Below are 22,964 nucleotides of genomic sequence, written 5' to 3'. Positions count from 1 at the left end.
CAATGCAGACCGACTACCAGGGCCACATGCCGCACGTGGAAGAAGCACTGCCCGAAGTGCTGATGCGCATCGTCACCGAGCTGCATGACGTCGCCTATCTGATCGAACGGATCGAACCGCAGCTGGCAGGTGATGAGGGGGCCGATGCGCTCGCCAATCCGGACAAGATGATGCTGCTGCAGGGCATCGACCTCGCGGTGCAGAAGACGCGCGGCATCGCGGAGTTCATCGACACCATAACGGCGTCGATCCCCGACGACTGGCTGGTCGACGTGACCACTGCCGTCAGTCTCGTCAAGCTTGCCGATATGAAGAAGGCACTTGGCAACGGCATGTTGCGCCACGGCCACTCCCAGCCGCTGACCAAGGCAGCGGGTGATTTCGAGGCATTCTGACGCTCGTCGGAAGTCTGTGCGACGCGCGAATCTGGCAATAGCGCCGCAAAATCAGCGGCTTGCGGCGTGCAGACCAGCGCTCAGCTCATGCCGCTTACCCCGGATATCCGCCTTCACAGGCTCTTGTCAGTCAGTGGATAACTCTGCCGATGCGTCCATTCGATCGGCGATCCGGGCCGATCAAGCCAATTTCGCGCAAGTTTCGTTTCCTACGGTCCCGATCGGGGCTGGTAGATTCGCGCGCATTGGAAGTCGATACAAAGCATGTCGATACCCAGCAAACCCGAATGTTGGAACTGCGCAGGGCGCTCGGCCGATGACCGGCTTGAAAGCTCTGCGATACTGGGTGCGGAAACAGAATGAGTCTGTTGGATCAACTTTCGACGGTCACGAAGAACCTGAGCAATCTCGGGCAGGGCAAGCTGATCGCGCTGGCGGCAGCCGGCATGGTCGCGGTCGGCCTGGTGCTCGGGGCGGGCATTTACGTCAACAGACCCTCGTTCGAAACGCTCTATGTCGGGCTCGAACGCAGCGATGTCACCCAGATCAGCATCGCGCTGGCTGAGGCCAATATCGATTTCAATGTCGGCTCCGATGGCGCCAGCCTCCAGGTTCCCGTCGGCATGACGAGCAAGGCGCGCCTCCTGCTCGCCGAGCGTGGCCTGCCGAGCAGTGCCAATGCCGGTTACGAACTCTTCGACAATGTCGGTTCGCTCGGCCTCACCTCCTTCATGCAGGAAGTGACGCGGGTGCGTGCCCTCGAAGGCGAAATCGGCCGTACCATCCAGCAGATTTCCGGCATCGCCGCCGCCCGCGTCCACATCGTGATGCCGGAACGCGGCAGCTTCCGCAAGGCGGACCAGAACCCCACAGCCTCGGTCATGATCCGCGCCAGCGCCACCGTCGGCCGCAGCGCCGCTGCCTCGATCCGCCATCTCGTCGCCTCTTCCGTACCGGGGCTCGACGTCGATGACGTGACCGTGCTTGATTCGACCGGACAGTTGCTCGCCTCCGGCGACGATCCGGCCAACAGCGCTCTCAACCAGTCGCTCGGCGTCGTCCAGAATGTGCAGACCGAGCTCGAGAAGAAGATCGACAATGCGCTGGCGCCCTTCCTCGGAATGGACAATTTCCGTTCGAGTGTCACCGCGCGGCTGAACACCGATACGCAGCAGATCCAGGAAACGGTTTTCGATCCGGAATCGCGGGTTGAGCGCTCCACGCGCGTGACTAAGGAAGAGCAGAAGTCCAGCCAGCAGCAGCCGGACAATGCCGCGACCGTCCAGCAGAACATTCCTCAGGCTGCCCCGAGCGGCGGCGCCGGCCCGAAGTCGAGCGACGAGGCCGAGAAAAAGGAAGAGCAGACCAACTACGAGATCAACAGCAAGACGATTGCTACCGTCAAGAACAGCTACACGATCGAACGCCTCTCCATTGCGGTCGTCGTCAACCGTGGCCGACTGGCCGCGATGGTCGGCGAGCCGGCCGACCAGGCGAAGATCGACGCCTATCTTCAGGACATGCAGAAGATCGTCGCTTCCGCTGCCGGCCTCGATACGAACCGCGGCGACGTCGTGACCCTGACCGCCATGGACTTCGTCGAAACGCAATTGCTCGACCAGGCCGTCGCCGGCCCCGGCGTGATGGAAACCCTGACCCGCAATCTCGGCGGCATCATCAATGCCCTTGCCTTTATCGTGGTGGCCGCTCTGGTCGTCTGGGGCATGCGGCCGCTCGCCCGTCAGCTCGGGTTCGGCAGCACTGCCGGCCAGCTGGAAGGCGAAGCCGCCGGTCTCGAACTGCCCGACTTCTCTCCGGCCAGTGCCGGTGCCGGCGGGGCGCTCATGGAGGGCTTCGGGTCGGACTTCGGCTTCGACAGCACCGACGACCTGCTCAATATGGGCGAAGACGGTGGCTTCAACCGCCGTGTCAAGGAAGGCCCGGAAAGGCGCCTGGCCCGGATGGTCGAGATCAGCGAAGAACGCGCGGCGAAAATCCTGCGCAAATGGGCCCTCGACAAGGCCGCCTGATATCGCCGCAGCCCTGCCGCAATCAAACAGATCCCGCCCTTGTGGCGGGATTTGTGTTTGTGGCGTCGCTCCCGCATGTCAGGCGGCGTCGTCTATGTTCGGGCCAAATATTGTGAGAGTCCGGGCGCGTCCGCCGCCACTGCCGCAAATTTGCTTCAAGTTTCGAAGTGAGGCCGCTGAGTCCTGTGGGAGCCGAGAATGGTAATATTTTAACGATATCTTAATTTATAGATTCGTCGCGCGCGCATGGCGTGCATTCGGTGCGGTCATCTACTATACCGGATTCCAGCTATACATAGTCAAACTGAAATATAACTTCGCATGCACTCAGATTTATTCTGAAAATTTTACAATTTATATATCGGTAAAATGAGAAGAGCCCGAAAAACTCCTGATGCATTTCAGCCACAGCTGTGAAAACAAAGTATAATTTCTTCAGGTTCTAATTTTCGAATTTCGGCAATAAGCGCCCGTTTGTTGGGCAAAACCACGCCAATAGCGCTGTCCAGGATCGCGGCTGACGCGCGGGAACGGCAGGTTTTCAAGTAGAAATGCATTGTCTATCAATGTGTTGTGCCTTGGCATAGGCGATGAACGTCATTGGGCAGAACAGGCGAGGCCTGTCTGGGCCGAATCGGTCTATGCACAGGGTGTGAAGTAAATAGCCAGAACAGGGCGGTGGTATTTTTCTCGTGCCGATGTACATTTTTAACAGTTGATTCGCGTCCTGATCTGCGACTGGTGGTAATATTCGGCTTCGGCCGGCTGTTGGCGGCGACAGTGCAAGTGCAGTTCCGGGATGTGAATCCGGCACGGGGGCTGAACTCATGGACATTTCGCAAGCAGACATTGCTGTCTGGCCTTTGCCGACGGCACCGGCACGTGCACGCGGCGGCGGTTTCTCGCGCGAACAACTTTTGCGAAGGCTGGGGGAAGTCGCCGGTCGGGGCGGTCTTGGCAGCGGTCTGTCGGCGCTGACCGAATATGTCGGCGCGAGCCACTATCTTCTGGCGCGCTATGACATCTCGCAGGACAACGGGCTCGACTTCGTGGTCTGTTCCGATTGGCCCTTCGACGTGGTGCGGCGCCTCTCCGGCGTCGTCACGTCGCTCCACGCCAAGACGACCGAGCTTGAAAAATGCCTGGCGGTGCTGCAGCCGTGCTTCTACGCGCTGCCCGATGACATCGGCCTGCCGCGCGGCATCAGCCGCGAATATTGTGCGGTCACCTTCAACGTCGGACGGCTGCGCTTCTCGCTGATGCTGCTCATGCCGGAAGACGTGATCCTGTCGCAGGAGAGCCTGCGGGACGTCACGCTGCTTGCGGGTTACCTCGCAAGCTTCACGACGCGCGCCGAAGTCCGGCACGATCGAGACTTCGAGTTGACGGAGCGCGAGCTCGAATGCCTCTTCTGGATCGCCGAGGGCAAAACCAGCGAAGAGATCGCGGTGATCCTCGGAATTTCGCGCAACACCATCAACAACTACATCACCAGCGTCATGCGCAAGACCGCGACCAGGACGCGATCGGAAGCGATAGCTTACGCGGTGCGCAACAATCTTGTGTGAGGAACGGGCGCGATGACGCATTTTCTCGGTGGTGGGCGGTTCGACGACGACCACAAGCTCGCCCGGCAGGGCAACCGCGCCGCACGTGCCGCAACCCTGGTCACGCGTCTGCAAGCGATGCAGCGGCAGATCAATGCCAAGCATTTCGCCGTGCTGCGCCTCAGCGGTAAAGGCACGGCCCGAAAGCTGACCTGCGTCCTCGACAACTGGAGCCTTACGGCCGAAGCGAACGCGCATGATCTCATCACCGCCTATGGCGAGGAACTGGTTGCCCATCTCGATCAATCCCTGCTGCCGGTGCTTTGGAACGGGGCAGGGGAGCATCAGGCAGCGGAAGTCTCGGAACTCGCGCCCTTTGCGTATCGGTTGAAAGTGCGCAAGCTTGCCTATTCGGGCATAGCCTTTCCTGTCAGGCTCGGCGCCCAGGGCAACGGCTACGTCATCTTCGCCGGCAGCTACATCGATGCCTCGACCGAACAGGTGGTGGATCTGCATGGTCGCAGTTACATGATCATGACCGACCTGCTGGCCGCCGATGAAAAGCGCATGGCGCCGGCCGAAACCTTGAGTGACCGCGAGATCGCCTGCCTGCAGATGGCGGGCGACGGCCATATCAGCGAAGAGATTGCCGAGCGCATGGGCCTCTCCGTCCATACGGTCAACGCCTATCTGGGCGCTGCGACCACCAAGCTCGATTCGGTCAACCGCATCCAGGCGATCGCCAAGGCGATCCGCCTTGGCTACATCAGCTAAGCGCATTCAGCGCCGGCGCCTTCTGCAGAATACAGGTGCGCGCATGCGCGGTTCTTTTAGCTTGCGAGCGGCAGTTCGTAGGATTTGATGAATTTTGCGTCCGCCAGGCTCCGCGCCAGGAAGGCCGTGTTCTCGTCCGGGTCGGCCGACGGGTTCTGGAAGCTGATATGGCTGATCTCGATGCCGGCCGTCTCGTTGCCGAGGGACAGGCGGACATAGATGGTGATACCGCGGGGCTTAAGCTCCAGGTCGAGAACGATTTCCGGCTCGCAATCCCAATCGAGATTGTAGTTGCCGCCGAGACCGAAGTTGACCGTACCGGGCAGAAAGTAAAGTTCTGCCGCGGATTCGACGAGATCGGCGAGGCTGGCGTAGGATTCGAACCGCAAGAGGGCGATGAAATCGGCGGCGTCGATGAGCCGCAGTTCGGTCGCCACAGGGCGGATTGCTTCAGCTACGATCTGTTCCCGCTTCTCGGAGAATTCGCACTTTTTCATCGGAGTTATGTCATCCGTTTTGGTTGCGACGCATGCACCCTGTGAATGAGCTCGGCAACAGCCTTGTAAAACACGGGTGGAATCACACTATCGACCGAGACTTGTGCAAACATGGAGCGTGCAAGTGGCGGATCCTCGAAGACGGGGATGCCATTTTTCTCTGCAATTTCACGGATTTTCAGGGCAACCAGGTCCTGGCCCATCGCCACGACGATGGGCGCGTCGCTTTCCTCGCGGACATAACGCAACGCGACCGCGTAGTGAGTCGGGTTGGCGATCACCAGCGTGGCACGCGGTACGGACGAGATCATCCGTTTGCGCGCCCGGTCACGCTGCATCGAACGCAGGCGCGACTTGACGATCGGGTCGCCCTGGGCCTGCTTCATTTCCTCCTTCACTTCCTGCTTGGTCATCATCAGTTCGGTGTACCAATGGTGCCGTGACCAGAAGAGGTCGGCGATCGCCAGAACCGCGGTCGCAAACAGGATGACGATCATGATCTCGTTGAGATCGTTCGCCATCGTCGAAAACATCGTGACCGGGTCCGAAAACATCAAGTCGAGCGTCGCGAAGTAGTTGTTCCACAGCACCAGCACGACGACGACGGAGACGATGATGATCTTGAACAGCGACTTGCCGAACTCGACCAGTCCCTGCACGCCGAAGATGCGCTTGAGCCCGCCCATCGGCGAAATGCGGTTCAGCTTCGGCTGGACGCGGTCGAGAACCGGCCGCGGCAGGTTCTGGAAGATCGAGGAGCCGACACCGAAGAGGATGAGCAGCACGAAGGCCGGAACGACCAGCGCGGTCGATTTCCATGCGAGATGGGTGATGAGCGCCACCACGTCGGTCGAATTTTCCAGCCGCCAGGCTTCCGGCTGCTCGAAGATGTCCTTGAGGGCCTCGGCCATGGTGCTGACGCCGTCGGCAAGGAAGAAGACGAAGAAGATGTAGATCGCGAGCGTCGAGGCGAACATCGTCGCCTCGCGGGAGAAGGGCACGTTACCCTTCTCGGCAGCGTCGGAGATCTTCTTCTCTGACGGGGCCTCTGTTTTGCTGTCTTTATCCTGATCATCAGACATGAAGCAGGAAGGCTCCGGTTACATCTGGGCAGCGTCGATCGCGTTTTCTGCAGCGCCGTGCGTCTGTTAAGACGCGCAAAGGTCGTTGCAACGCGTCGAGCTGCTGCGTGCTCCTCAAATCGAGGCCGATCCAAGGAAAATGCAGTAGTGTACCCGGAAGGCTGGGCAGGCAAGCGTTGAGCCCCGGCATTCGCCAGGGCTCAACAGGAAATACGGTGAGGAGGGGCGCGCCAGCCGTCCGCTCGACGGGCCCATGCGGCGCGCCTACCCGATCAGGCCGCCTGCGCGTCCTTGTCCTTGAGCTCGAGCTGGCCGCTGGCCGCCAGGCGAATGGCTTCCTGGGTGATCGAGCGCCGTGCGATCGCGATGTCGCGCGGGTTGATGCCGGCATCGCCCATGGCGAGATCGGATTCGATCATGCGGCGCTGGCGTGCGCCGATCGAGGCAAGTACCGATTCGCGCAGTTCTCCCGTCGATCCGCGCAGCGCCATCGTGATGATGTCCGTCGACACGTCGTTGAAGAGTTGTACGCGGCTGCGCTGCGGCATGTAGAGCACGTCGTCGAAGAGGAAGATCTTCGGGCGCACCTTGTTGGCGGAAGCGGTGCTGAGCGATTCGAGCGACGCGAGCAGGGTGTCCACCTGCGGCTTGTCGAGTTCGTTCATGACCTCGGCGATCTTGGCCGGGCCGGCCGAATTGCGTTCCGCTTCCATCTCGCCGATCATTTCCATGACGCGCTTCTCGATGATCGCGGCGGCTTTCGCGTTGACGTCCTTCATGTTGACGGCGCGCTTCAGGATGTCCGGCCGCTGCTCTTCGGAAAGCTGCAGCAGCACCTTGGCGCCGAAGCCCGAAGGCATCATCGACAAAACGTAGGCGATCGTCTGCGGATGTTCCTTGGCAAGCTGTACCGATACGGCGACCGGGTCGCATTCCTGCAGGCGATCCCAGATGCTGGCCTCGTAGGACTGGAAAGTGGCGCGGCGGCCGAGCAGGCCGTCGACCTCGTCTGGGGTCAGGCCTTCTTCGAGGATGCTTTCAATCGCCTTGGCATTGTCCATCAGCCCGGCGCCCTCGGTGAAGAGGTCTTCGAACTCGTTGACGAGCGCTTCCAGCTCATGCGGCGGAATGGCGCGCAGCGACTGCGCCGCGGCGATGATCGACTGCAACTCGCTCTGGGTGAAGAACTTCAAGAGCTTGCTTGCGACGCCCTTGCCCATGGCAAGCAGGACGGCCGCCGCCTTGTCCGTCTGACTCAGCGGCCTTGATAGCGCCTGAGCCTCGAAACTTTCGAAATCCATCATGGATTCATCCTTCGCCCGATCATCGGGTTTTATGACTTCTTGCTGCCCTTGATCTCGATGAGTTTGACGCCGAATCGGGTGTCGTCGCCTTCGAGAACGGTAATTTCGCCGCGGCCGATCACCCGGCCGTTGACCATGATCTCGACTGGCTCGCCAATCCGGCGATCGAGCGCGATCGTTGCACCTTCGCTCAAGTTCATGAGACCGGACACCTGCATGCGGCTTGTGCCGAGCACGATCTGGACGTCGATCGGGATATCCATGATCAGGTCGAGGTTGGCCGTCATGCCGCTGCCGGGCGGCGCGTCGATCGCAGCTTCAGCGCTGTCGAAGGACGTCGCGCCGAAATCGGTGCCGCCGAAATCGCTCGAAACGGAACCGCCGCCGAGGTCGGCGCCGAAGTCGTTGGAGCCGAAGTCGTTGGAGCCGAAATCGCCGCCGAACGCGTCGAGGCCGCCGGCCGGTGCGCCGAATTCGCTACCGAAGTCGGTTGCGGCGCCAGCGGGTTCGCTGCCGAAATCCGAGCCGAAGGCTGCCGGCGCATCCGAATCCTGCTTGAGGACACCGCGCAGGTCATTGATCGCCTGGTCGAGTTCCATGTCTCCGACAGCGGCTTCTGCCTGTTCGTTGATGGGTGCTTTCTTGGGTGCCATGTGAGAACTATTCCAGTTGAAGCTTGCCTCAGGCATGCTGCGAGCGCGCGGCAGGCCGATTTAACTCATGATGTGGCGAAGGATATCCTGCTCGGAGCCGTGGGTATCCTTGACCCGAACCGTGTATTTTGATCCCGATCGTCCGAATTCGCAGACATAAAGGTCGCGGCCATTGGCGTTGACGTCGACGCGAACGTCCTGGGCGTCGTGGAAGGGAATGACGTCGCCCGCCTGCAGCCGGCTGATCGTTTCGAGCGTCAGGCTTTCGAGCCGGATGCGCGCCTCGATCGTGACGGCAGAGCGGCGTACCTGTTCTTCGAGCTGCTCGGTCCATTCGGCCTTCGCCTTGCGCTGCTGGCCGCTGCCCTTGGGGAAGACGATAGCGGTCTTCAGGAGCACGCTCTGGGGTACGATGACGGAGAAGGTGGACATGACCGGGCCGAAGCCGATCGTCATGTCGATGGCGCCCGCATGAATGTCCTCGATCATGGGATCGGGCTTGGGGCGCGATGCGCTGTTGAGCGGACGTTCGACGATCGCTTCGAACCCGCCCGGCGCGTTGACAGCGGTGCGCAACACGTCGGCGATCTTTTCGAAAAGCGGCACGGCGACGTCGATCTCGATCTGGGAGAGCGCACGCGGCTGCGGCTCTTCTATCCCGGTCGGCTCGGCGCCGAGCAGCGCCTCGACGAGAGTGATGATGATCGGGCTGTCGCAGCCGATCTGGAAATCCGCGCACCAGTTGCGCAAGGACACGTCACTGATCACCACGCCGGTACCTAGGCCGGCGATCAGCTCCCGCCGCAGCCCCGTCCGGAAACCGGCATAGCCGATCGTGACGTCAAGACCCGTTTCCGCCCGGCAGATGTCGGGCAGGAACTCACTGAAGACCTGGCCGAGTTCGAGTGCCAGCCGGCCGATCACCCTGTCGTCGCCGAGCGCGCCGGTCATGCGCGCCAGGAGTTTCCGGTCGAATGCGTGAACGTTGGATGTTGCGGAATTCATGGGATCAAGCCGCCTTGCTTTCGCCGCCGCCGCCGGGGTTCATCATTTCCTGCTCGACCGCGTCGATCGACGGACGCTCATAGGCCGAGATGGTCTTGCGGCCGTATTCGAGAGCGACCTGCGGTACCGAGCCGTTCATGTAGGCAAGCAGCGTTTGCTTGACGATGATGTAGAGGCGGTTCTGCTTCTCGCGCACCGATTTGATGTTGGCGACCAGCGGCGCGACGATCGAATAGGACAGGAACACGCCAAGCAGCGTGCCGACGAGTGCGGCTGCGATCTTGGCACCGAGAACTTCCGGCGCCTCGCTGATCGCGCCCATCGCCTTGATGACGCCGAGAACCGCCGCGACGATACCGATCGCCGGGAAGGCGTCGCCCATCGTGTTCAGCGCGTGATAGCACTTCATCTTGTCGTGGGTGATGGTCTGGATTTCTTCGTCCATCAGCGCTTCGATCTCGTGCGATCGGGCGTTGCCGATGATGATCAGACGTACGTAATCGCAGATGAAGGCGGTCAGTTCCTTGTTCTTCAGAACCGTCGGCGCTGCCTGGAAGATCGAGGATTCTTCCGGGTTGTCGATGTGGCTTTCGATCTCGTTGCGCGACTTGGTGCGCAGATCCCGCATCAGCGAATAGAGAACGCCGAGCGTGTCGAGATATTCGCGCTCCTTCGGCACCTTGTGGCGAAAGGCTTCGCCGAGCGCCTTGCCGGTATCCTTAACCACCTTCATCGAGTTGGCCATGATGAAGCCGCCGATGCCGGCGCCGCCGATGATCAGCAGTTCGAAAGGCTGGTTGAGGACCTCCATGTGGCCGCCCATGGCCAGATAGCCGCCGAGAATACAGCCGAACGTCACAAGAAGCCCGATGATGATGTTCATTTTCGATACCTGTCGCGATCCTATTTTCCGCTAACGGGATACGGTTTCATCCTTGCGTGAGGCTGGCCGGCGCGGGCGATGGGGGTCATTCATCGGAACAGGTTCGCGCAAGGCTATCCGGTCAGGATTTGTCAAGGCAGGGCGCATGCTCTGTCTGTGTCATTCCGGCAGGGGCGAACCGATCGTGACCACGACCTACACGAGCTACAAGCTGATAACGGCCGACTTGACGAAGTCGCTGGCCCGCGTTGCCGAGCAGCCGGATGTGGCGCGCGAGACGGAGTACTACCTGTCGAAGATCGGCGACGTCAAAACGATCGACGATTTCTTTGCCGATACCAGGCTCTACAACTACGCGATGAAGGCTCACGGTCTCGAAGACATGGCCTATGCCAAGGCTTTCATGCGCAAGGTGCTGACCGAAGGCATCGACAAGGACGACGCCTTTGCCAACAAGCTGACCGACAACCGCTACAAGCAGCTCGTCGAATCGCTGAACTTCGCCGCCCACGGTGCGGCCGCCACATCCTTCGACCGTGCCCAGAAGGGCGTCGCCGACAAATATGCTCGCCAGACACTGGAGCAGAACGCCGGTGAGGAAAATGCCGGCGTGCGGCTTGCCCTCTATTTTTCGCGCATGGCGCCGACGATCAGCAGTGGCTACGCCATCATCGCCGACGAGGCGCTCGCCCAGGTGGTGCGCACCGCGTTGCAATTGCCCGACGAATTCGCGGCAACCAATGTCGATCGTCAGGCCGAGGTCTATGAAGCGGCGATCGATTTCAAGGATTTCCAGAACCCGGGCAAGGTGACCGAGTTTCTCGACCGGTTCACGGCGCTCTGGGAAACCAAAAATTCAACGGACGGTTATGATCCGCTCGCAGTCTTCGGCTCTTCGAGCGGCTACGGCATTTCTTCCGATCTTCTCCTGTCCATCAACAGCCTGAAACTCGGGGGAAATTGAACGTGCAAACCGGTCTTTACGTCGCGATTTCGTCGCAGATGGCGCTCGAGAAGCGCCTCAACACACTTGCCGACAATATCGCGAACTCCGGCACCGTCGGTTTCCGTGGCACCGAGGTGAAGTTCAATCAGATGCTCGGCGACACCAAGCCGACCAAGGTTGCCTATGTCAGCAAGGGCGAGGAATTCCTGAACACCAACAACGGCTCGCTGTCGCGCACGGGCTCGGCTCTCGACTTTGCGATCAAGGGCGATGCCTGGTTCCAGATCGAGACGCCATCCGGCCCGGCGCTGACGCGCGACGGGCGTTTCACGCTCACCGATACCGGCGAACTCGTCACTATCCGTGGCTATCCGGTGCTCGACGCCGGCGGAGCGCCGATCCAGCTCAACGGCAGCGGCGGCGAGATCACCGTCGGCGCCGATGGTGCGATCCATCAGAACGGCGTGGCTGTCGCCTCGCTCGGTCTCTATGAGGCAGATTTCAGCAAGGGTTTCATGCGCCTCGACAACAGTGCTGTTCAGCCGACGGCACAGGCCGAGCCGGTGGTCGATCGCTTCGATGTCGGCGTGATGCAGGGCTTCGTCGAGGAATCCAACGTCAATGCCATCCAGGAAATGTCGCAGCTGATCATGGTCACGCGCGCCTTCGACAACATCACTGGCCTGTTGCGTGACAGCGAGGGATCGCTCGAAGAAGCGGTCAAGACGCTCGGCGGCAGTCGCTAATTTCTGACGGGTACCGGCATGCAACGCGAAGGCCTGAAGACAAGCGCGGGATCGACCTCTCTGGCAGCACTTGCCGGTCTGGTCGAGCGCTACGCAAAGCCCGAATTCTCGATCGCTCCGGGCGGACACGTGCAGACGATTTCGCCCGGTCACTACACGGTGACCGGCCTTTCGCGGCATGTGCGGCTCGGTGATTTCGTCGCCCACAAGAGCGTCACCGGAACCCATCTCGGCGAAGTCGTGCGGGTCGAACCGGAGCGGGTGGTCGTCTGCCCGATCGAACCCGGCGATCCGATCGGCATCCATGACACCGTGATCCGCAAAGGTGCCTTCCGCGTCGCGCCGACCGATCAATGGTGCGGCCGCGCCATCAATGCGCTCGGCGAGCCGATCGATGGTCTCGGGCCGCTGCTGCAGGGCGATGTGCGCCGCTCGATCTCCAACACCGCGCCGCCGTCGATGAGCCGCAAGCGGGTCGAGAAGGGCTTTCTCACCGGGGTCAGGGCGATCGACATCTTTTCGCCCCTCTGCCTCGGCCAGCGTCTCGGCATCTTCGCCGGCTCCGGCGTCGGCAAGTCGACGCTGCTCTCCATGCTGGCGCGCGCAGACGCCTTCGACAAGGTGGTGATCGCGCTCGTCGGTGAGCGCGGCCGCGAAGTGCGCGAATTCATCGAGGATACGCTTGGCGACAATCTCGCAAAGTCGGTCGCGGTAGTGGCAACCAGCGACGAAAGCCCGATGCTGCGCAAGATGGCGCCATTGACCGCCGTCACTATCGCCGAGCACTATCGCGACAATGGCGACAACGTGCTGCTGATCGTCGACAGCGTCACCCGTTTCGCACACGCGATCCGCGAAGTGGCGACGGCTTCCGGCGAGCCGCCGATTGCCCGCGGTTACCCGGCCTCCGTTTTCACCGAGCTGCCGCGGCTGCTGGAGCGCGCCGGTCCCGGTACCGAAGGCTCAGGCACGATCACGGCGATCATCTCCATCCTTGTCGACGGTGACAACCACAACGACCCGGTCGCCGATTCGACGCGTGGCATCCTCGACGGTCACATCGTGCTCGAACGCAGTCTTGCGGAAGAGGGGCGCTATCCGCCGATCAATCCGCTCGCCTCCATCTCGCGCCTGGCGCGCAAGGCCTGGACTCCCGACCAGGAAAAGCTGGTGTCGCGGTTGAAGGCGCTGATCCACCGTTTCGAGGAAACCCGCGATCTTCGCCTGATCGGCGGTTACCGCCCCGGTGGCGATCCCGACCTCGACATGGCGATCAAGCAGGTGCCGGTTATCTACGACGTGCTGACGCAGACCGCCGGTGAGCGCCCGGCGCAGGACGCCTTTGCCGATCTCGCCAATGCATTGAAGGCGGCGGCGATGGGCAATCAACCGGGCGCGAGAGCGAGGTGATGGCGGTGACCGATTACGATGCGGACGAAATGGTTCATCAGCGCAAGCGAAGCAGCCGCATGCCGATGACCGACAAGTTCCTGGCCGCGACTGGCGTCGCGCTTGCCGCGTTTGCGACTTTCTTTCCCTGGTACGCCTTCTTCCACCAGGACAAGTTCACCATGCCGCCGCTCTGGCAGGGTTCCACCCGCGATCTGCCGGAGCGCGCCGCCCGCAACGTCGTCTCGGTTTCGCCGCTGGCGATGCCCGACGCGGACGGCGAGACCATGGCGGCGATCGACCAGCTGACGACGGCGACCGTGCCCGGCATCGCCGGCGGTCCGGGTCCCGAAGGGTCGGCTGCGGAAGAGGGGCTGTCGCAGCCCTTTCCGGGAAAGTCCGGCTACAAGCTGATGCATGTCGCCAATGGCCGGGCGCTGATCGAGGATGCGAGCGGCATGTATATCGTGCGCATCGGCTCCGTCCTGCCTGACAACACCCGGCTTGCCACGCTCGAGCAGCGCGACGGCCACTGGGTGATGATCACCTCGACAGGCGAAGTCTACCAGGCAAACTGATTTAGCAGCCCATCGTCAGAGTTGATGGTCGCGTATCTCTTCGGATGCGCGGCGCGCTGCTGTTCGCCCGCAGCGGAATGCAAGCGTCCGAACCCCAGCGACCTCCGACGAAAGTCCCACGCAAGATTACCGGCCTAGGTTCGCATCACCAAGCATGGAGCTTTTGATGCAACCGATTCAGCTTTTCGAACTCGCGTCCCGGCAGGCCCAGTGGCTGACCGTTCGCCAGAACGTGGTGGCCGGCAACATCGCCAATGCGAACACGCCGCATTACAAGGCGAAGGACGTCAAGCCGTTCGAAAGCGTGCTGCAGGATACCGGCATGCAGATGGCGGCGACCCACAAGGCGCATTTTACCGAGGGCCTCGAGGCCTCGCAGGTGGCCGAAGTCGGCATGGTCGACGGTGTGCAGATCCAGCAGTCCGGCAACAGCGTCGCGATCGAGCAGGAAATGATGAAGACCGGCGAGATCAAGCGCGACTACGAGCTCAGCGCCGGGCTTGTGAAGGCGTTTCACCGCATGATGCTGATGACGGTACGGAAGTAAGAATCATGGATCCATTGACCTCAGCCCTCAAGGTATCGGCCTCCGGCCTCCAGGCGGAATCGACCCGTCTGCGTATCGTCTCGGAAAACATCGCCAACGCCCGCTCGACCGGCGACACGCCGGGTTCGGAACCCTACCGCCGCAAGACCATCAGCTTTGCCGCCGAAGTCGACCGGGCAAGCGGCGCCTCGCTTGTCGAGATCGAACGGCAGGGCACGGATGATTCGGACTACAACATCGAGTTCGATCCGGGCAATCCGGCGGCCGACGAGAAGGGCATGGTCAAGATGCCGAACGTGAACATCCTGGTTGAGATGGCCGACATGCGCGAAGCCAACCGCGCTTACGAGGCCAACCTTCAGACCATCAAGCAGTCCCGCGATCTGATTTCCCAGACAATCGACCTGTTGAGAGCCTCGCAATAATGATCGATGCAGTCAAATCCCTCGGCGCGTTCTCGGTCACCAAAGAGACCGACGGCACCCGTTCCACATCTTCCTCGTCGTCGATCTTCGGCATGCCGGCCGCCACACCGGGCGTGCCGCAGGGGCAAAGCTTCGCCTCGGTCCTCGGGGATATGACGACCGACACAATCAACGCGATGAAAAAGGCCGAGGGCGCATCGCTCGACGGCATCCGCGGTCAGGCAAACACCCGTGAAGTTGTCGATGCTGTCATGAACGCCGAACAGTCGCTCCAGACAGCACTCGCCATCCGCGACAAGGTGGTCACCGCCTACCTCGAAATCGCGCGCATGCAGATCTGAAGGAACGAGACATGAAGGCCCTTTCCATTGCCGCAACCGGCATGAACGCCCAGCAGCTGAACCTCGAAGTGATCGCGAACAACATCGCGAACATCAACACGACCGGTTACAAGCGCGCCCGCGCAGAATTCTCCGATCTGCTTTATCAGACTGAGCGCGCCCAGGGCGTGCCGAACCGCTCCAACCAGGCCATCGTACCGGAAGGCGCGATCATCGGTCTCGGCGTCCAGACGGCTGCCGTGCGCAACCTGCATATCCAGGGCAGCATGGTCAACACCGGCAACGACTATGACCTGGCGCTGATGGGCCGCGGCTGGTTCCAGGTCGAAACGCCGGATGGCGAGACGGTTTATACGCGCTCGGGCGCCTTCAACAAGAATGCCCAGGGCCAGCTCGTGACCATCGACGGTTACACGGTCGTCCCCGGCATCACGGTTCCGCAGGATGCGACGGAAATCGCCTTCACCAGCTCCGGCCAGGTGATGGTGCGCATCGGCAACGATCCCGCGATGCAGGAAATCGGTCAGCTGACGATCGCCAACTTCGTCAACGAGGCCGGTCTCGAGCCGCAGGGTGACAACCTCTTCAAGCAGACCCCGGCTTCCGGCGACGCGATCGTCGGCACACCGGCCGACCCGGGCTTCGCGCAGATCAAGCAGAAGTATCTCGAGGCGTCCAACGTCGATCCGGTCAAGGAAATCACCGACCTGATCTCGGCCCAGCGCGCCTACGAGATGAACTCCAAGATCATCCAGGCGGCCGATGAAATGGCGGCCACGGTGAGCAAGAACCTCAGGTAACGAAAGAGGGGGCAAACATGATGTTTCGCCGATCCGCAGACATCAAGGTATCGAAGGGCGACAGCGCATCCAAGGCGCTTCGTCTGGCGGCTGGCGCCTTGCTTGCCGCCACTTTCCTGTTGCCTTCGGCGAGCCTCGCGGAGCGGCCGACCGCGGTGATCCCGACGCGGACGATCTATCCGGGCGAAACGATCGACCGCAGCCGCGTCGAGGTTGTCGACGTTACCAACCCCGATCTTGCGGACGGCTACATCAGGACGCTCAACGAAATCGACGGCAAGGTCACCAAGCGCACGCTTCTGCCCGGTCGGGTGATCCTCGCGAACGCGCTGCGCGAGCAGTATGCCGTCGAGCGCGGCTCCACCGTGCGCCTCGTCTTCAGCAATGGCGGCCTGACCATCAGCGCCGCCGGATCACCGCTCCAGGATGCCGCCGTCGGCGAACTGATCCGGGCGCGCAACATCGATACCGGCATCATCGTTTCCGGAACGGTAATGGCCGACGGCACTGTCCATGTGGTGGCGAAATGAAAATGCTTGCCTGCAAATGGTTCCTGACGCTGGCCGTCGCGATCTCGACGGCGCTGACGCCGGCTTTCGGCGCGTCCAGGATCAAGGACGTCGCCTCGCTCCAGGCGGGACGCGACAACCAGCTCATCGGCTATGGCCTCGTCGTCGGCCTTCAGGGAACCGGCGACAGCCTGCGTGCCTCGCCCTTCACCGACCAGTCGGTCCGGGCGATGCTGCAGAACCTCGGCATCTCCACCCAGGGCGGCGATTCCCGCACGCGCAACGTTGCGGCCGTTCTGGTGACGGCGACGCTGCCGCCGTTCGCAAGCCCCGGCAGCCGCGTCGATGTGACCGTCGGTTCGCTCGGCGACTCCACCTCGCTTCGCGGCGGCACCCTGGTGATGACCTCGCTCTCCGGCGCGGACGGCCAGATCTATGCAGTCGCGCAAGGGTCCGTCGTCGTGACGGGCTTTGCCGCGCAGGGCGATGCGGCAACCCTCAACCAGGGTGTGACGACGGCCGGGCGCGTGCCCAATGGCGCAATCATCGAGCGCGAGCTGCCGTCCAAGTTCAAGGATGGCTTCAACCTCGTTCTGCAACTGCGCAACCCGGACTTCTCGACGGCTGTCGGCATGGCTGCGGCGATCAACAAATATGCCGCCCAGCAATATGGCGGTCGCATTGCCGAGGCACGCGATTCTCAATCCGTGCTCGTCGAAAAGCCGAAGATGGCCGATCTCGCTCGGCTGATGGCCGATATCGAGAACATCGTGATCGAGACGGACGTCCCGGCCCGCGTCGTCATCAACGAACGCACCGGCACGATCGTGATTGGCCAGGACGTTCGCATCAACGAGGTGGCGGTGAGCTACGGCACCCTGACCGTCGAGGTCAGCGAGACGCCGACGGTGGTTCAGCCGCTGCCATTCTCGCGTGGACGAACGGAGGTGGAACCGAACACCACCATCAACGCGCAGTCCGATGGCGGCACGGTGGCGATCCTCAACGGATCGAGCCTTCGCTCGCTCGTCGCCGGCCTTAACAACATCGGTGTCAAGCCGGACGGCATCATCGCCATCCTGCAAAGCATCAAAACGGCCGGGGCCCTTCAAGCGGAGCTAGTGCTGCAATGACGGCGAACATGAACCCATCTTTCGGCAAGGTCCGCAATCTGTTGCTTGTCGGCGCGGCCGCCGCTTCGATGCTGACGATGCCCGGCGCCTTCGCGCAGGACGTTACCGCGCCTCCGGCAACCGACGCGACGCAGAATGAGATCCAACAGTTCTGCACGAATATTGCCGACGCCGCCCGCGACCAGCGCTACGTGCTGCAGCGCAAGGACCTCGAGACCTTGCAGGCAAGCATCGATGAACGCATCGCCACGCTGGAGAAGCGACGCGACGAATACGAGGACTGGCTGAAACGCCGCAACGACTTTTTGAAACAGGCCCAGCTCGGTCTTGTCGACATCTACAAGACGATGAAGCCGGATGCGGCTGCCGGCAAGCTGGAAATGGTCAATCCGGAGATCGCCGCTGCGATCGTCATGCAGCTGCCGCCGCGACAGTCGTCTCTGATCCTCAGCGAAATGACGGACGAAAGGGCGGCGATCCTTACCAATATCATCTCGAGCGCCAGCGACCCGAACACCTCGAAGGAACCATCATGAAAATGCGTCTAACGGCCGTGCTGACGGCGGGTCTCCTTGCCGGGTGTCAGAACCAGGCGTTCAACGAGATTGGTCGGGCGCCTTCGATGAGCCCGATCGGCAGCGGTCTGCAATATTCCCAGACGCCGCAGCTTGCCATGTATCCGAAGCAGCCGCGCCAGGTGGTAAGTGGCTACTCGCTCTGGAACGACCAGCAGGCCGCCCTGTTCAAGGACGCGCGCGCGATCAATGTCGGCGACATCCTGACGGTCGATATCAAGATCAACGAAGGCGCCACCTTCGACAACAAGACGGATCGCAGCCGCAAGAACAGCAGTGGCTTCAACGTCGGTGCCAACGGCAAGTCGGAGGCCAGCGATTTCGGCTGGGAGGGCGACCTGAAATATGGGTCGAATACCAAGACCGAGGGTGACGGCACGACCGAGCGTTCGGAAAAGCTGAGGGTGCTCGTCGCCGCAGTCGTGACCGGAGTTCTCGAAAACGGCAACCTCTTGATCAGCGGTTCGCAGGAAGTGCGCGTCAATCACGAACTGCGCATCCTCAACGTTGCCGGCATCGTGCGGCCGCGGGATGTCGATGCCGAGAACGTCATCAACTACGACCGCATCGCCGAGGCACGCATCTCCTATGGCGGCCGCGGTCGCTTGACCGAGGTGCAGCAGCCGCCCTACGGCCAGCAGTTCATGGACCTATTTTCGCCGATCTGATCGGCAGGGAACGGCAAGATGGAAGAATTGGATACCGCCACCGCGCCGAAGTCGCCGTCAAAGGTGATGACCATCGCGATCGTCGCCGTGCTGACGCTCGTTGCCGGCGGCGGCGGCTGGCTGGTCGGCGGCCTGCTCGCGCCGCCTCCGCCGAAGGAGCAGGTCGAGGCGACCAAGGAACCGGCCGCCAACGCCACGGGCGAAGAGGGCCTGCCGAAGGTCGCGACCGAAGCGAACGGTGTCGTCCAGCTGGAGCCGATCACCACCAACCTTGCCTATCCTTCGGAGAACTGGATACGGCTCGAGGTGGCGCTGCAGTTCGACGGCGCGCCCGATCCCAAACTGGCGGAACAGATCCACCAGGATATCGCCGCCTATCTGAAGACGGTCTCGCTGCAGCAGATCCAGGGGCCGCGCGGCTTTCAATATCTCCGGGATGACATTCAAGAGCGGGTTGACCTGCGCTCCGATGGGCGCGTAACCAATGTGATGTTCAGAACCTTCGTCATCCAATGATTCGATAAATGGTCCGGCTTGTCGCCTTCATAGTCGCCATGATGGCGATGTCCGGTATTGCCGGCGCCCAGAGTTTTCCCTCTGATATCCTGAATACACCTATCGACGGGTCGGCCGCCTCGTGGATCATCCGCACTTTCGGTCTTCTGACCGTTCTGTCGGTGGCCCCGGGCATCCTGATCATGGTCACCAGCTTTCCGCGCTTCGTGATCGCCTTTGCGATCCTGCGCACCGGCATGGGCCTGGCGACCACGCCGTCGAACATGATCATGGTGTCGCTGGCCCTATTCATGACCTTCTATGTCATGGGGCCGACCTTCGATCGCGCATGGCGCGACGGCATCGATCCGCTCATGAAGAACCAGATCACCGAGGCCGAGGCGATCCCGCGGATCAGCGAGCCGTTCCGCGAATTCATGCTCGCCAACACCCGCGACAAGGACCTGCAGCTCTTCATCGATATCGCCAAGGAAAAGGGCCAGACGGTGGTCGTGGACGACAAGGTGGATCTGCGCGCTGTCGTGCCGGCCTTCATGATCTCCGAAATTCGCCGCGGCTTCGAAATCGGCTTCTTGATCATGCTGCCATTCTTGGTGATCGACCTGATCGTTGCCACCATCACCATGGCCATGGGCATGATGATGCTGCCGCCGACGGCGATCTCGCTGCCCTTCAAGATCCTGTTCTTCGTGCTGATCGACGGATGGAATCTGCTCGTCGGCAGCCTGGTGCGCTCCTTCAGCTAGATACCTGTCATTAAAGGTTTGGGCGCTTCGAAAGGCGCAAACAAAAAAGGCAGCGCCTCGGCGCTGCCTTTCGTCGTTCGGGGTCGAGGGTCGGATCGCTTAGCGTTCGAACGAACCAGTCCGCGCCGGTAGCGCCGGAACGTCGATGTGATCCGGTACCAGACCTCTCTTCGCGCGGTCAGCCATCATTTCGTAGCCCTGTTCCAGGTGGCGGCAGAAGCGTTCGGCATCGAACAACGGCATGCGGAACCGGTTCTCCTCGAGGGTCTTTCGATAGTCGGCGATCCTGTCTCGGTTGTTGTAGAGCGCGACCGCCTCGCGAACATAGTCCTCCGGCCCGGCGGCTACGAGTTCCGGCACGCCAATGGCGTTGAGCAGGCTCTCACTCACGCGTGAGGCGAAGTTGGTGCCTTTGAAGGTCAGCACCGGAAGGCCGGCCCAGAGCTGTTCCGAGGTCGTCGTGTGGCCGTTATAGGGATAGGTGTCGAGGCCGATGTCGGCGACCGGGATACGGCTGATGTGGTCTTGATAGAGGACCTTGGGGCAGACGATGATGCGCTTGGTGTCGAGGCCGGCACTCTTGAACTTTGCGATGATGTTCGCTCGCGCATCCGGGCGGCTGCACATCAGCCAGAGCACGCTGTCCGGGGTCTGCTGAAGGATCTCGATCCACAGGTTGATCGTCTGCAACGAGATCTTGCGGTTGGCGTTGAACGACGCGAAGACGAATACTTCCTCGGGAAGGCCGAGCTGGCGACGCGACAATGGCTGCGGCAGCGGGCGGTTGAGAGGGTCGTTCGGCTGATAGGTGTCGGGAAGCCGGCAGTATTTCTCGTAGTAGTGCGGTTCGCTGCCATCCGGCAGGACATGGGGGTCGCCGATGATGTAGTCGAGGTCCACATTGACCGTCGTCCCGGGAAAGCCGAGCCAGCTCACCTGAACCGGAGCGGTCTGCCGGTTGAAGATGTTCACCCGGCTCTCGAGCGTGTGTCCTTTGAGGTCGACAAGAATGTCGATGTTCTCGGAACGGATGACCTCCGCCGCTTGGTCATCGCTAAGGTCGTTGATGGAAACGATCTTGCCCCACTTTTCGCGGGACCCGTCGTCGCGCACGACGTTGTTGGGCGATGTGTGGCAGAAGAGAGTGATATCGAAACGCGAGCGATCGTGCGCCGTGAGCACGGCTGCGAGCAGCTTCATGGTCGCGTGGTCGTGCCAGAAGTCGGAAGAGACATAGCCGATACGGATGCGGTCGTTCCAGGCATGTGGCATGGCGCGGCGGGCTTCCGTCAGTCCGGCAGGGAAGGGACGGTGCTGCGCGCCGGCAATCCGGTTCAGCCGTTCGTCGCCGCACCAGGTGATATGGTAATAGGGCGCCTCGGCGGCGAGGATATCCGCCTCGCCGAGCCTCAGCGCTCGGTCGATGTCGCGGCTGTGTTTCTCGACTTCGGCAAAGTCGTTTGCCTCGCGGGCATAGACGAGATAGGCGGAGCGCAATGTCGTGTTCTTGGGGTGCGTCTTGAAGAGATTTGCGACGGCCTCACGGTCTAGCGCATCGTTGACATCGGCTGTCAAAAGTTTGAATGCCAGCGATTGATGATGGCGATTGGCGCTGGTCGACAGCGGTGCCTTGAACAGGCCGAGGATTTCCTTCTGGTCGCGCTTGAGGAAGATCGAAGCAATGATGAATGCGATCTCCGGATCCGTCTTGGCTTTCTCCAGCAGCGGGAGGCCGATGGCCAGAGCTTCGTCCTCGTGTCCATTGACGAAATAGAGTTTCATCGCCTCGGTCAGATAGTCCTGCGACCGCGAACCGCCGGCCTCTCCAGCGAGCTGGTAGGCGCGTGCTGCCTCGGGCTTGAAGCCGAGCTTCAGCAGAACCTTGGCGAGCAGCACAAAGGTCTTCGTATCCCGATTGATATTCATCAGGATGTTTAGCTGGTCGAGCGCGTCCGTGTACTGGCCTTTCTGATATTGCCGGGAAGCGGTCGAGAAAATGGCTTGGGCGTTCACTGATAGCTCCGTCGTCTGGGCTGCCGGCATCAAAGGCTTGGCACCTCGATGTCGCAAAGCAGGTCTCGTGGCCATCGTAGTAATGGGAGCTTGCCTCAGGCATGACGCGTCAACCCCGATCAAAGCCTGGTCCTGTCTCGCAAGGGGCCATTCGAACGGCGCGTTTGGCGACCCGGACCGTCCACTTAAGGCGTTGTTAAGTATAAATTATCTCTCGTTGAGGCCGCTTCGGCATTTAAGGAATTCGCAAGCATTGGGCTCGATATTCGGCCTCACATGACGGGTTTGGTTTCTTCCGAGAAAGTCGTTGGAACCGAGAGGCATGAAGCCGATCCATCATCACCGGTAGTGTAAACAGTCCGGTATGTCCCCCAATCGTCTTAAGTAATAAAGGGACACTCTAATGACGAGCATCATGACCAATTCCGCCGCAATGGGCGCTCTCGCTACCCTGCGTTCGATCAATTCGGATATGGAAACCACCCAGGACCGCATCTCGTCGGGCCTGCGCGTCGGTTCCGCTGCCGACAACGCCGCTTACTGGTCGATCGCGACCACCATGCGTTCGGACAACAAGGCGCTCTCGACCGTTCAGGACGCACTCGGCCTCGGCGCTGCCAAGACCGACGTTGCCTACACGGCCATGGAAAACTCCAAGAACGTCGTCGACGAGATCAAGAAGAAGCTGGTTGCCGCCAGCGAGCCGGGTGTTGACAAGAGCAAGATCCAGAAGGAAGTCAAGGAGCTGCAGAACCAGCTCGTGAGCATCGCGAAGTCGGCTTCGTTCTCCGGCGAAAACTGGGTCTACAACGACGCCAACAACACGGCTGCCACCAAGTCGATCGTCGGTTCGTTCAACCGC

At 61.4% G+C, this 22,964-nt stretch carries 26 protein-coding genes; 19 read left to right on the top strand and 7 right to left on the bottom strand.

Features of this window, described 5'->3' with window-relative positions; all coding sequences use genetic code 11:
• The first annotated feature begins 2 nt into the window (after positions 1-2).
• The 4 genes from cheT to visR all read left to right on the top strand — a co-directional run bounded on the left by cheT (position 3) and on the right by visR (position 4,746).
• A complete protein-coding gene (gene cheT, locus ACTJKE_RS16725; protein WP_057248196.1) occupies positions 3-395 on the top strand; it encodes a chemotaxis protein CheT in 393 nt (130 codons plus the stop codon).
• Between the two features lie 359 nt (positions 396-754).
• Positions 755-2,425: a flagellar basal-body MS-ring/collar protein FliF gene (gene fliF / locus ACTJKE_RS16720; RefSeq protein WP_058328711.1), complete on the top strand. Its 1,671-nt coding sequence runs from the start codon at positions 755-757 to the stop codon at positions 2,423-2,425.
• Positions 2,426-3,252: 827 nt separating this feature from the next.
• Positions 3,253-3,993 carry a transcriptional regulator VisN gene (visN, locus tag ACTJKE_RS16715; protein ID WP_058328710.1) on the top strand — a complete coding sequence of 247 codons (741 nt, stop codon included), beginning with the start codon at positions 3,253-3,255 and terminating at the stop codon, positions 3,991-3,993.
• A 12-nt stretch (positions 3,994-4,005) separates the two neighbouring features.
• The gene (gene visR, locus ACTJKE_RS16710; protein ID WP_058328709.1) at positions 4,006-4,746 is read left to right on the top strand and encodes a transcriptional regulator VisR; all 741 of its coding nucleotides are present in this window, start codon (positions 4,006-4,008) and stop codon (positions 4,744-4,746) included.
• Positions 4,747-4,802: 56 nt separating this feature from the next.
• On the opposite strand, the gene ACTJKE_RS16705 is transcribed toward visR, so the two are convergent.
• The 6 genes from ACTJKE_RS16705 to motA form a co-directional block, all read right to left on the bottom strand.
• A complete protein-coding gene (locus ACTJKE_RS16705) occupies positions 4,803-5,243 on the bottom strand; it encodes a hypothetical protein (protein ID WP_058323549.1) in 441 nt (146 codons plus the stop codon).
• A 5-nt stretch (positions 5,244-5,248) separates the two neighbouring features.
• Positions 5,249-6,325: a flagellar biosynthesis protein FlhB gene (flhB, locus tag ACTJKE_RS16700; RefSeq protein WP_058323548.1), complete on the bottom strand. Its 1,077-nt coding sequence runs from the start codon at positions 6,323-6,325 to the stop codon at positions 5,249-5,251.
• 272 nt (positions 6,326-6,597) lie between these two features.
• Positions 6,598-7,629 carry a flagellar motor switch protein FliG gene (gene fliG, locus ACTJKE_RS16695; RefSeq protein ID WP_057248202.1) on the bottom strand — a complete coding sequence of 344 codons (1,032 nt, stop codon included), beginning with the start codon at positions 7,627-7,629 and terminating at the stop codon, positions 6,598-6,600.
• A 29-nt stretch (positions 7,630-7,658) separates the two neighbouring features.
• A complete protein-coding gene (gene fliN / locus ACTJKE_RS16690) occupies positions 7,659-8,318 on the bottom strand; it encodes a flagellar motor switch protein FliN (RefSeq protein ID WP_082663651.1) in 660 nt (219 codons plus the stop codon).
• Positions 8,319-8,342: 24 nt separating this feature from the next.
• Positions 8,343-9,287: a FliM/FliN family flagellar motor switch protein gene (locus ACTJKE_RS16685; RefSeq protein ID WP_058328707.1), complete on the bottom strand. Its 945-nt coding sequence runs from the start codon at positions 9,285-9,287 to the stop codon at positions 8,343-8,345.
• Positions 9,288-9,291: 4 nt separating this feature from the next.
• A complete protein-coding gene (motA, locus tag ACTJKE_RS16680) occupies positions 9,292-10,170 on the bottom strand; it encodes a flagellar motor stator protein MotA (RefSeq protein ID WP_057248205.1) in 879 nt (292 codons plus the stop codon).
• A 184-nt stretch (positions 10,171-10,354) separates the two neighbouring features.
• On the opposite strand from motA, the gene ACTJKE_RS16675 reads away from it, so the two are divergent.
• The 14 genes from ACTJKE_RS16675 to fliP all read left to right on the top strand — a co-directional run bounded on the left by ACTJKE_RS16675 (position 10,355) and on the right by fliP (position 20,089).
• Positions 10,355-11,134: a DUF1217 domain-containing protein gene (locus ACTJKE_RS16675; protein WP_058323700.1), complete on the top strand. Its 780-nt coding sequence runs from the start codon at positions 10,355-10,357 to the stop codon at positions 11,132-11,134.
• 2 nt (positions 11,135-11,136) lie between these two features.
• Positions 11,137-11,862, top strand: a complete 726-nt coding sequence (gene flgF, locus ACTJKE_RS16670) for a flagellar basal-body rod protein FlgF (protein ID WP_057248206.1) — start codon at positions 11,137-11,139, stop codon at positions 11,860-11,862.
• Between the two features lie 18 nt (positions 11,863-11,880).
• A complete protein-coding gene (gene fliI, locus ACTJKE_RS16665; protein WP_058323545.1) occupies positions 11,881-13,272 on the top strand; it encodes a flagellar protein export ATPase FliI in 1,392 nt (463 codons plus the stop codon).
• Entirely contained in the window at positions 13,272-13,829 is a 558-nt protein-coding gene (locus ACTJKE_RS16660; RefSeq protein WP_058328706.1) for a hypothetical protein, read from the top strand. The genes fliI and ACTJKE_RS16660 overlap by 1 nt, the downstream gene beginning before the upstream one ends.
• Positions 13,830-13,995: 166 nt before the next feature.
• Entirely contained in the window at positions 13,996-14,376 is a 381-nt protein-coding gene (flgB, locus tag ACTJKE_RS16655; RefSeq protein ID WP_057248268.1) for a flagellar basal body rod protein FlgB, read from the top strand.
• 5 nt (positions 14,377-14,381) lie between these two features.
• Entirely contained in the window at positions 14,382-14,801 is a 420-nt protein-coding gene (flgC, locus tag ACTJKE_RS16650; protein ID WP_057248209.1) for a flagellar basal body rod protein FlgC, read from the top strand.
• Complete coding sequence (locus tag ACTJKE_RS16645) at positions 14,801-15,142, top strand: flagellar hook-basal body complex protein FliE (protein WP_058328705.1); 342 nt, start codon at positions 14,801-14,803, stop codon at positions 15,140-15,142. Before flgC ends, ACTJKE_RS16645 begins: the two co-directional genes overlap by 1 nt.
• Positions 15,143-15,153: 11 nt before the next feature.
• Positions 15,154-15,942 carry a flagellar basal-body rod protein FlgG gene (flgG, locus tag ACTJKE_RS16640; protein ID WP_057248211.1) on the top strand — a complete coding sequence of 263 codons (789 nt, stop codon included), beginning with the start codon at positions 15,154-15,156 and terminating at the stop codon, positions 15,940-15,942.
• Between the two features lie 17 nt (positions 15,943-15,959).
• Positions 15,960-16,472 carry a flagellar basal body P-ring formation chaperone FlgA gene (gene flgA, locus ACTJKE_RS16635; protein ID WP_082615704.1) on the top strand — a complete coding sequence of 171 codons (513 nt, stop codon included), beginning with the start codon at positions 15,960-15,962 and terminating at the stop codon, positions 16,470-16,472.
• A complete protein-coding gene (locus tag ACTJKE_RS16630) occupies positions 16,469-17,584 on the top strand; it encodes a flagellar basal body P-ring protein FlgI (RefSeq protein ID WP_058323543.1) in 1,116 nt (371 codons plus the stop codon). Before flgA ends, ACTJKE_RS16630 begins: the two co-directional genes overlap by 4 nt.
• Positions 17,585-17,592: 8 nt before the next feature.
• Positions 17,593-18,120, top strand: coding sequence for a MotE family protein (locus ACTJKE_RS16625; protein WP_373419912.1), 528 nt, complete (start codon positions 17,593-17,595; stop codon positions 18,118-18,120).
• A complete protein-coding gene (gene flgH / locus ACTJKE_RS16620; RefSeq protein ID WP_057248214.1) occupies positions 18,117-18,827 on the top strand; it encodes a flagellar basal body L-ring protein FlgH in 711 nt (236 codons plus the stop codon). Before ACTJKE_RS16625 ends, flgH begins: the two co-directional genes overlap by 4 nt.
• An 18-nt stretch (positions 18,828-18,845) precedes the next feature.
• Positions 18,846-19,343, top strand: coding sequence for a flagellar basal body-associated FliL family protein (locus ACTJKE_RS16615; RefSeq protein WP_057248215.1), 498 nt, complete (start codon positions 18,846-18,848; stop codon positions 19,341-19,343).
• Positions 19,344-19,351: 8 nt separating this feature from the next.
• Positions 19,352-20,089: a flagellar type III secretion system pore protein FliP gene (gene fliP / locus ACTJKE_RS16610; protein ID WP_057248216.1), complete on the top strand. Its 738-nt coding sequence runs from the start codon at positions 19,352-19,354 to the stop codon at positions 20,087-20,089.
• Positions 20,090-20,188: 99 nt separating this feature from the next.
• Here fliP and ACTJKE_RS16605 read toward each other — a convergent pair whose 3' ends face one another.
• Positions 20,189-22,132, bottom strand: a complete 1,944-nt coding sequence (locus tag ACTJKE_RS16605; protein ID WP_058323541.1) for an O-linked N-acetylglucosamine transferase, SPINDLY family protein — start codon at positions 22,130-22,132, stop codon at positions 20,189-20,191.
• A gap of 373 nt (positions 22,133-22,505) precedes the next feature.
• Here ACTJKE_RS16605 and ACTJKE_RS16600 point away from each other — a divergent pair.
• On the top strand, positions 22,506-22,964 hold a 459-nt coding region (locus ACTJKE_RS16600), incomplete at its 3' end, for a flagellin N-terminal helical domain-containing protein (protein WP_440661287.1).

Origin of the sequence: Ensifer sp. 22521 (assembly GCF_052044795.1) — a bacterium.
Lineage (GTDB): Bacteria > Pseudomonadota > Alphaproteobacteria > Rhizobiales > Rhizobiaceae > Ensifer.
The sequence above is the reverse complement of the archived record's forward strand: the minus strand, read 5'-3'. Positions and strand labels throughout refer to the sequence as shown.

Bases quoted from the DNA above. Each gene is read 5' to 3' on its own strand.
- fliN (WP_082663651.1), bottom strand. From the start codon at position 8,318: ATGCCTGAGGCAAGCTTCAACTGGAATAGTTCTCACATGGCACCCAAG.
- ACTJKE_RS16605 (WP_058323541.1), bottom strand. From the start codon at position 22,132: ATGCCGGCAGCCCAGACGACGGAGCTATCAGTGAACGCCCAAGCCATT.
- motA (WP_057248205.1), bottom strand. From the start codon at position 10,170: ATGAACATCATCATCGGGCTTCTTGTGACGTTCGGCTGTATTCTCGGC.
- ACTJKE_RS16645 (WP_058328705.1), top strand. From the start codon at position 14,801: ATGATCGATGCAGTCAAATCCCTCGGCGCGTTCTCGGTCACCAAAGAG.
- ACTJKE_RS16660 (WP_058328706.1), top strand. From the start codon at position 13,272: ATGGCGGTGACCGATTACGATGCGGACGAAATGGTTCATCAGCGCAAG.
- flgG (WP_057248211.1), top strand. From the start codon at position 15,154: ATGAAGGCCCTTTCCATTGCCGCAACCGGCATGAACGCCCAGCAGCTG.
- ACTJKE_RS16625 (WP_373419912.1), top strand. From the start codon at position 17,593: ATGAACCCATCTTTCGGCAAGGTCCGCAATCTGTTGCTTGTCGGCGCG.
- flgB (WP_057248268.1), top strand. From the start codon at position 13,996: ATGCAACCGATTCAGCTTTTCGAACTCGCGTCCCGGCAGGCCCAGTGG.
- fliP (WP_057248216.1), top strand. From the start codon at position 19,352: ATGGTCCGGCTTGTCGCCTTCATAGTCGCCATGATGGCGATGTCCGGT.
- ACTJKE_RS16630 (WP_058323543.1), top strand. From the start codon at position 16,469: ATGAAAATGCTTGCCTGCAAATGGTTCCTGACGCTGGCCGTCGCGATC.
- flgC (WP_057248209.1), top strand. From the start codon at position 14,382: ATGGATCCATTGACCTCAGCCCTCAAGGTATCGGCCTCCGGCCTCCAG.
- fliI (WP_058323545.1), top strand. From the start codon at position 11,881: ATGCAACGCGAAGGCCTGAAGACAAGCGCGGGATCGACCTCTCTGGCA.
- ACTJKE_RS16615 (WP_057248215.1), top strand. From the start codon at position 18,846: ATGGAAGAATTGGATACCGCCACCGCGCCGAAGTCGCCGTCAAAGGTG.
- flhB (WP_058323548.1), bottom strand. From the start codon at position 6,325: ATGTCTGATGATCAGGATAAAGACAGCAAAACAGAGGCCCCGTCAGAG.
- visN (WP_058328710.1), top strand. From the start codon at position 3,253: ATGGACATTTCGCAAGCAGACATTGCTGTCTGGCCTTTGCCGACGGCA.
- visR (WP_058328709.1), top strand. From the start codon at position 4,006: ATGACGCATTTTCTCGGTGGTGGGCGGTTCGACGACGACCACAAGCTC.
- flgH (WP_057248214.1), top strand. From the start codon at position 18,117: ATGAAAATGCGTCTAACGGCCGTGCTGACGGCGGGTCTCCTTGCCGGG.
- fliF (WP_058328711.1), top strand. From the start codon at position 755: ATGAGTCTGTTGGATCAACTTTCGACGGTCACGAAGAACCTGAGCAAT.
- cheT (WP_057248196.1), top strand. From the start codon at position 3: ATGCAGACCGACTACCAGGGCCACATGCCGCACGTGGAAGAAGCACTG.
- fliG (WP_057248202.1), bottom strand. From the start codon at position 7,629: ATGATGGATTTCGAAAGTTTCGAGGCTCAGGCGCTATCAAGGCCGCTG.
- ACTJKE_RS16705 (WP_058323549.1), bottom strand. From the start codon at position 5,243: ATGAAAAAGTGCGAATTCTCCGAGAAGCGGGAACAGATCGTAGCTGAA.
- flgA (WP_082615704.1), top strand. From the start codon at position 15,960: ATGATGTTTCGCCGATCCGCAGACATCAAGGTATCGAAGGGCGACAGC.
- ACTJKE_RS16685 (WP_058328707.1), bottom strand. From the start codon at position 9,287: ATGAATTCCGCAACATCCAACGTTCACGCATTCGACCGGAAACTCCTG.